Annotated in this window: 7 protein-coding genes and 1 pseudogene; all 8 read left to right on the top strand. The window is 62.4% G+C overall.

Annotation, left to right across the window (positions count from 1 at the left end; genetic code table 11):
• Positions 1–648, top strand: a 648-nt coding sequence (locus EN932_RS23325) for an ATP-binding cassette domain-containing protein (protein ID WP_164890584.1), incomplete at its 5' end; no start/stop codon positions are given.
• 26 nt (positions 649–674) lie between these two features.
• The gene (locus EN932_RS23320; RefSeq protein ID WP_013533073.1) at positions 675–1,805 is read left to right on the top strand and encodes an ABC transporter permease; all 1,131 of its coding nucleotides are present in this window, start codon (positions 675–677) and stop codon (positions 1,803–1,805) included.
• 32 nt (positions 1,806–1,837) lie between these two features.
• Positions 1,838–2,785, top strand: a complete 948-nt coding sequence (locus tag EN932_RS23315) for a D-ribose ABC transporter substrate-binding protein (protein WP_023756738.1) — start codon at positions 1,838–1,840, stop codon at positions 2,783–2,785.
• Between the two features lie 96 nt (positions 2,786–2,881).
• The gene (locus EN932_RS23310; protein WP_127384521.1) at positions 2,882–4,441 is read left to right on the top strand and encodes an FGGY-family carbohydrate kinase; all 1,560 of its coding nucleotides are present in this window, start codon (positions 2,882–2,884) and stop codon (positions 4,439–4,441) included.
• Complete coding sequence (locus EN932_RS23305) at positions 4,438–5,955, top strand: glycerol-3-phosphate dehydrogenase (RefSeq protein WP_127370030.1); 1,518 nt, start codon at positions 4,438–4,440, stop codon at positions 5,953–5,955. The genes EN932_RS23310 and EN932_RS23305 overlap by 4 nt, the downstream gene beginning before the upstream one ends.
• Positions 5,955–6,893 carry a TIM barrel protein gene (locus tag EN932_RS23300; protein WP_013533069.1) on the top strand — a complete coding sequence of 313 codons (939 nt, stop codon included), beginning with the start codon at positions 5,955–5,957 and terminating at the stop codon, positions 6,891–6,893. The genes EN932_RS23305 and EN932_RS23300 overlap by 1 nt, the downstream gene beginning before the upstream one ends.
• A gap of 57 nt (positions 6,894–6,950) precedes the next feature.
• A complete protein-coding gene (locus EN932_RS23295) occupies positions 6,951–7,718 on the top strand; it encodes a triose-phosphate isomerase (protein WP_127384520.1) in 768 nt (255 codons plus the stop codon).
• Between the two features lie 95 nt (positions 7,719–7,813).
• A pseudogene (locus tag EN932_RS39005) lies at positions 7,814–7,938 on the top strand (ribose-5-phosphate isomerase); the annotation flags it as partial.

Genomic DNA, 7,938 nt, shown 5'->3' with positions numbered 1-7,938 from the left:
GTCTGCATCTACGGGCTGATGGGTGCCGGGCGCACGGAATTGCTGGAGGCCGTCGCCGGACGAGTGCCGATGGCGGGCGGGCGGGCGCTGCTGGAAGGCGAGGACGTCTCGGGGCTGAGCATTGCCCAGCGTATCTCCAGAGGGCTTGTGCTGGTCCCCGAGGACCGGCAGCGCGACGGACTGGTGCAGACGATGACCGTCGGTCGTAATCTTTCGCTCGCCAGCATCGAAGCGTTCGCCAGGGGCCTGTTTCTGTCTCGTTCCAGAGAGCGAGAGCTGGTCGAAGACTCGATCCGCAAGGTGACCGTCAAGACCGCTGGCGGCAACGCCATGATCGGATCGCTGTCGGGCGGCAATCAGCAGAAGGTCGTCATCGGCAAGATGCTGACGACCAATCCCAAGGTTATCCTTCTCGACGAGCCGAGCCGCGGCATTGATGTCGGTGCCAAGGCCGAAGTCTTCCGCTTGCTGAGCGAACGCGCTGCGCAGGGCCTTGCCGTCGTCTTCTCGACCTCTGAGGTCAACGAATGCCTCAGCATTGCCCACCGCATCGTCGTCATGCGCCGCGGCAGGATTTCAGCCGAATTCGGCGCCAATGCCACCAAAGAGCAGATCATGGCCGCCTCGGGCGAAGCCGTGGTCGCCTGATCACCAGGAATTTCGGAGCCCACACCATGACCGATGTCAGCCAGGCCAGAAAACAGTCCAGTCCAAGCGCGAGCGAAGGCTTCGATCTCGCCAAGCTGCTGCTCGAGGGCCGCGCTTTCTTTGCCCTGATCGTCATCATCGTCGTGTTCTCGATCCTGTCGCCCTACTACCTCTCGGTGGCGAATTTCCTGACCATGGCCTCGCATGTCGCCATCTTCGGCATCCTCGCGATCGGCATGCTGCTTGTCATCCTCAATGGCGGCATCGACCTGTCGGTGGGGTCGACGCTGGGCTTGGCCGGCGTCGTTGCCGGCTTCCTGATGCAAGGGGTGACGCTGAGCTGGCTGGGCGTCGTTCTCTATCCGCCGGTGTGGGTGGTCGCGGTGCTGGCCTGCATGCTGGGCGCCGTCGTCGGGCTGATCAACGGCGTGCTCATCGCGCGCTTCAAGGTTCCAGCTTTCGTCGCCACCCTCGGCGTCATGTACATGGCGCGCGGCCTGGCGCTGCTGATGACCAGCGGCCTGACCTACAACAATCTCGGCGGCAAGCCGGAGCTCGGAAACACCGGCTTCGATGCGCTTGGCTTCAACCGCTTGTTCGGCGTGCCGACGGGCGTCGTGGTTCTCGTGGTCATCGCGCTCATTGGCAGCATCGTCCTGAACCGCACCGCTTTCGGGCGCTGGCTCTACGCCTCGGGCGGTAATGAACGCGCGGCCGAACTCTCCGGCGTTCCGGTCAAAACAGTGCAGATTTCCGTCTATGTGCTGTCGGGCATCTGCGCCGCCATTGCCGGCCTGATCCTGTCCTCGCAGCTTACATCGGCGGGACCGACCGCCGGCACCACCTACGAACTGACGGCCATTGCGGCCGTCGTCATCGGCGGCGCGGCACTGACCGGCGGCCGCGGCAACATCCGCGGAACCCTGCTCGGTGCCTTCGTCATCGGCTTCCTGTCCGACGGTCTGGTGATCATCGGCATCTCATCCTACTGGCAGACAGTGTTCACCGGCGCGGTCATCGTGCTCGCCGTGCTCCTCAATGCCGTTCAGTATCGCCGCCGCAGCAAGCTCCCAAGCGCGACAGGTGGCCAACCGACTTCTCAGAAACGGGGGAAGGCCGAACCGGCCAATCCTGCCCAAGGGAAGACTGCCAGGTGAACTGGCAGCAACACCGCGTAATCATTGGAGGAATGTACATGAAAACCATGCTGAAAAGTCTGCTCGCGGCCGCGATGGTCGTTGGGTTCACGGCCGCCGCGTCAGCCGCGGGCCTGATCTCGATCATCGTCAACGATCCGGCCAATCCCTACTGGCTGACCGAGGGCAACGTCGCCAAGGCCGAGGCCGAGAAGCTTGGCTATACGGCCAATGTCGGCGCCCACAAGGGCGATACCAATACCGAAAGCAATTTGATCGACACCGCCATCACCAACAAGTCGGTGGCGATCATTCTCGATCCGGCCAACGCCGACGGCTCTGTCGGTGCGGTGAAGAAGGCGATTGCAGCCAACATCCCGGTGTTCCTTGTCAATGCCGAGATCAACCAGGAAGGCCTCGCCAAGGGGCAGCTCGTTTCCAACAACGCGCAGGGCGCTGCTCTCGGTGCCCAGCAGTGGGTGCAGGCCGTCGGTGAAAAGGGCAAATATGTCGAACTGCTCGGCGCCCCGTCGGACAACAATGCCGCCACGCGCTCGAACGGTTACGCGACTGTGCTGAGCCAGTACCCGGATCTCGAAAAGGCTGCTTCGCAGGTCGCCAACTGGGATCGTACCCAGGGCCACGACAAGATGCAGAGCATGCTGCAAGCCAATCCCGACATCATCGCCGTGATCAGCGGCAATGATGAAATGGCTCTCGGCGCGGTTGCGGCGCTGAAGGAAGCTGGCAAGCTCGCCGGCATCAAGGTCGGTGGCTTCGACGGCTCCCCGGACGCGGTTGCGGCGATCAAGTCCGGTGAACTGCAGTACACCGTGCTTCAGCCGGTCGCCATCTTCTCGGCCAAGGCCGTGCAGCAGGCGGACTCGTTTATCAAGACGGGTGCCACCGGTGCGGCGACCGAGAAGCAGCTGTTCGATTGCCTTCTCATCACCAAGGACAATGTCGACAAGTACACCGCACCCTTCGTGCTGTCTGAGTAATACCTGCACAGGGGGTGTCCTTGCGGACACCCCCTGCCTCTTCTACGAAATGACTGCCCTCGTGAACTGCCTTCGCAACCAATCGGAATTTGCGGCATGAAAGACCTGCTGATCGGCATCGACGCGGGAACGTCGGTGATCAAATCGATCGCTTTCGATCTGTCCGGGCGGCAGCTCGCCATGACGTCGGTGCCCAATAGCTTCGTCACGCTGGAAGGCGGCGGCGCCGAGCAGGACCTCGACCAGACTTGGCGCGACATGGCGCGGACCGTTCGCGATCTCGCGGCCAAGATTCCCGACCTCGCGCAACGAATCGCGGCGGTGGCCATCACCGGGCAAGGCGACGGAACCTGGCTGATCGATAGCGACGGCATGCCTGTCTCGCGCGCCTGGCTGTGGCTCGATGCCCGCGCCGGACATTTGGTGGACGAGATGCGCGCCGATCCCCGGGATCGCAGGCGGTTCGAACTGACCGGCACGGGGCTGAATTCCTGCCAGCAAGGCGCCCAGCTTGCCTTCATGAAAAAGAATCATCCCGACATGCTGGAGCGGGCGGCCACCGCACTGCATTGCAAGGATTGGCTCTACTTCAAGATGACGGGCGAACGCGCCACCGATCCCTCCGAGGGAACCTTCACCTTCGGCGATTTTCGGTCGCGCACCTATTCCGACGAAGCCCTCGACATCCTGGATCTGACGACGCATCGCCGCCTGTTGCCTCCCATGCTCGAAGGCACCACCGACCATCATCCGCTATCGCGATCGGCGGCGGCGGAGACCGGCCTGCTCGAAGGCACGCCGGTGGTGCTGGGCTACGTCGACATGGTCATGACGGCGCTCGGAGCCGGCCTCTATGATCCCTCGGGCAATGTCGGCTGCACGGTCATCGGCTCGACCGGCATACACACGCGCTTCGCAGCCACTCCCGACGATGTCGTGCTGAACGCAGATGGCTCCGGCTACACGATCGCCATGCCTATTCCGGGCGCCTTTGCACAATTGCAATCCAACATGGCGGCGACGCTCAACATAGACTGGGTGCTTGGCCTTGCGCGCGACGTGCTCGCCACGGCTGGCGGCAAACCTTCTCATGACGAGTTGCTGAAGGCCCTCGACGCTTGGATGGAAGCATCGGAGCCGGGATCGCTGATCTACCAGCCTTACATATCGCTAGCCGGCGAAAGAGGGCCGTTCGTCGACCCTGACGCACGCGCCGGCTTCATCGGCCTTTCGGTCAAGCATGGCTTTGGCGATCTGGCACGCGGCGTGCTCGAGGGGTTGGCCTTCGCCGCTCGCGATTGCTACCAGGCGATGGGCGCCGTGCCGAGTGAGATCCGCCTGTCGGGCGGCGCAGCGCGCAGTCCGTCTCTACGTCGCATCGTCGCGGCGGCGACAAGGGCGCAGGTGCGCACCAGCAGCCGCCAGGAAGCCGGCGCGGCGGGTGCCGCGATGATGGCCGCGGTCGGGCTCGGCGTCTACGGCTCCATGGAAGACTGCGCCGCCGAATGGGTGACGCCGCTTCTCGGCGACTGCGATGCCTATGACGAGGCGCTTTCGCAAACATACGATGCGCTCTTCCCTTCCTTCGTTGCGGCGCGCCAGGCGCTTCGGCCGGTGTGGAAGGGCATGGCGCACCGCACAGGAGCAAGATCTTGAGCAATACAACAGATGTCGTCGATCTCTTCGTGATCGGCGGCGGCGTCAATGGAGCCGGCATAGCGCGTGATGCTGCAGGTCGTGGCCTGTCCGTCATCCTGTGCGAAAAAGACGATCTCGCGCAAGGCACCAGTTCGCGCTCCGGCAAGCTGGTGCATGGCGGCCTGCGCTACCTCGAATATTATGAGTTCAGGCTGGTTCGCGAAGCGCTGATCGAACGCGAGGTGCTGCTCGAGGCGGCGCCGCACATCATCTGGCCGATGCGCTTCGTTCTACCGCACAGCCCGCAGGATAGGCCGGCATGGCTGGTCCGGCTCGGGCTGTTTCTCTACGACCACCTTGGCGGCCGCAAACGGCTGCCTGGGACAAGAACGCTGAACCTGAGGACCTCGCCTGAAGGCGCGTCGATCAAGGACGAATTCAAGCGCGGTTTCGAATATTCCGACTGCTGGGTCGACGATGCGCGCCTGGTGCTGCTCAATGCGCTCGATGCAAGGCAGCGAGGCGCCAGAGTGCTCACGCGCACCGCCTGTGTCGCGGCGCGCCGTGAAGGCGGACTGTGGTCGATCGACATGCAGGATGGCCGCACGGGCGCCGTCACGAAAGTCCGCGCGCGCGCTCTGATCAACGCAGCAGGTCCCTGGGTCAACGACATTGTCAGCCGCGTCGCCGGGCAGAATTCGACGCGCAATGTCCGGCTTGTAAAAGGCAGCCATATCGTCGTGCCCAAATTCTGGGAGGGGCGGCAGGCCTATCTCATCCAGAACAACGACAAGCGGGTGATCTTCGTCAACCCGTACGAGAACGATCTGGCGCTGATCGGCACGACCGACATTCCCTACGAAGGCAGGCCCGAGGAAGTGGTCGCCGAGGCCAGCGAAGTCGACTACCTGATCAAGGTGGTCAATCGCTATTTCAAGCGGCAGCTGACGCCACAGGACGTGGTCTACAGCTTCTCCGGTGTGCGTCCGCTCTATGACGACAATGCCGACAATCCAAGCGCGGTGACGCGCGACTATATTTTCGAACTCGACGCCTCCAACGGCAACGCACCGCTGCTTTCGGTGTTCGGCGGCAAGATCACCACCTTCCGCAAGCTGTCGGAACACGCGCTGGAAAAGATCCAGCCATTCTTTCCGACGATGAAGAAAGCCTGGACGGCCAAAATTCCCTTGCCGGGGGGCGACCTGCCCAATGCGGACTTCGAGCAGTTTCTGAGCGATCTGCATGTCGAATTTTCATGGCTCAGCCCGTCGTTGGTGAAGCACTACGCTCGAAGCTACGGCACCCGCGCCAGGCAATTGCTCGCCGGCGCGCAAAGCGAGGCTGATCTCGGCCGACGCTTCGGTCCCGATCTGTATGAACGGGAGGCAAAGTTCCTGGTCGAGACCGAATGGGCTGGCACATCAGCCGATATACTGGAACGCCGCACAAAGCATGGCCTGCATATCAATGCGGCCGAGCGGAAAGCATTCGAAGATTGGTTCGGTAACATCATGGCGACGGCGGGCTGATGGCCTTCACGCTTTCCCTCAACACCAATCCTCTGGTCAATCGCTTCGCCGATCCAGACGATTTGATCGACGCGATTGCTTATGGCATCGGCATTCGCGACGTGCAGTTGACGCATGAATTCGTCAATCCGGGCTGGCCGGCGGCCACGATTGCCAAATTCCTGCGCCTGTTCAACAGCGCGCTTTCGCGGACCGGTGTCAGGATCACCTCCGGCATGACCGGACCTTATGGCCGGCTCAACCATTTCGGCCACCCGGACGCCGACGTCCGGCGCTACTATGTCGACTGGTTCAAGACCTTCGCCGACATTTCCGCCGAACTCGGCGCGCCAGGCATGGGCACGCAGTTCGCCATCTTCACCTACAAGGACTTTGACGATCCGCAACGGCGGGCAGCACTTCTCGATATCGCGCTCGAATGCTGGCGCGAGGTTGCCGAACACGCCAGGGCGGCGGGGCTGACATACCTGTTCTGGGAGCCGATGTCGGTCGGCCGCGAGTTCGGCCACACGATCGAAAGCTGCGTCACGCTGCAAGGCGCCATCGACGCAGCGAAGCTGCCCATACCGATGAAGATGATGGTCGATATCGACCATGGCGACGTGACCTCACCCAACCCTGCCGACACCGATCCCTACGCCTGGGCGAAAGCGTTTCCATTGCAATCTCCGATCATCCACATCAAGCAGTCTTCCATGAACAAGGGCGGCCATTGGCCGTTCACGGCCGCCTACAACAAGGATGGCCGCATAGTGCCGCAGAAGTTGCTGGACGCGGTTCGGCAGGGTGGCGGAACCGACAACGAAATTTGCCTTGAACTTTCCTTCAGGGAGAGGGAACCAGTCGACCATCAGGTTATCGAGATGATCCGCGAGTCGGTGGATTTCTGGGCGCCTTACGTCGACAGTGGCCGCGACAGTCTCAAGCCTCGGACTTGAGCGAATACGTCGCCCGGAAGCCGGCTTCGGCCGCAAGAGTATCGAAGGAGAAAAACAATGGCCCCATATTGGGTCGGCACGAGCTGGAAGATGAACAAGACGCTTGCCGAGGCGTTGCTGTTCGCCGATGCGTTGGCCGCCTTCGTGCCTGGTTTCGATCAGGCGATACAGCCTTTCGTCATTCCGCCGTTCACCGCCGCGCGCCAGGTCAAGGCGGCACTGGCCAACACCCGCGTGAAGGTAGGTGCCCAGAACATGCATTGGGCCGATGCCGGCGCGTGGACGGGAGAGATTTCGCCAGTGATGTTGAAAGACTGCGGGCTGGATGTAATCGAACTCGGCCATAGCGAGCGCCGGGAGCATTTCGGCGAGACGGATGCGACTGTCGGACTGAAAACGGCAGCTGCTGTCAGGCACGGTTTCGTGCCACTGATCTGCGTCGGCGAGACGCTGGACGAGCGTGAATCAGGCCGCGCCGAGGCGGTGCTGACGGCACAGGTTCTCGGCGCGCTGCAGGAGCTGAGCGGCGATCAACCGAAGGCGGAAATCCTCTTTGCCTACGAGCCTGTCTGGGCGATCGGGGAGAAGGGCATTCCCGCAAGCGCCGACTATGCCGACAAGCAGCAAGCGCTGATCAAGCAGGTAGCCGCTGACCGGCTGCCGGCTGCCACGCCTGTGCTTTACGGCGGCAGCGTCAACCCCGGCAACGCGGCCGAACTTATCGGCCAGCCGCATATTGATGGCCTGTTCATCGGCCGCTCGGCGTGGCAAGCGGAAGGCTATATCGACATTCTGAAAAAGGCGTCGGCCGCCATCGCGCGCTAACCGCGCGAGCAATTCCGGGAAAGTGTGAAGCGGTTTTCCGTCCGGAATTGCGTCAAATCAAAGAGACAGAGACAAAAGCAAAGGAGTTCATCATCATGAAGATCGCACTCGGAGCCGACAGCGCCGGCAAGCCGCTGCTCGATGTCATCGCCAAGCATCTCGCCACCAAGCCGGAGTTGCAGGTCGTCGACCTGAGCCAGGCCGGCTTCTACGCCGATAT

Origin of the sequence: Mesorhizobium sp. M7A.F.Ca.US.002.01.1.1 (assembly GCF_004022955.1) — a bacterium.
Taxonomy (GTDB): Bacteria; Pseudomonadota; Alphaproteobacteria; order Rhizobiales; family Rhizobiaceae; genus Mesorhizobium; species Mesorhizobium ciceri.
This window is presented reverse-complemented; position numbering and strand designations above follow the sequence as displayed.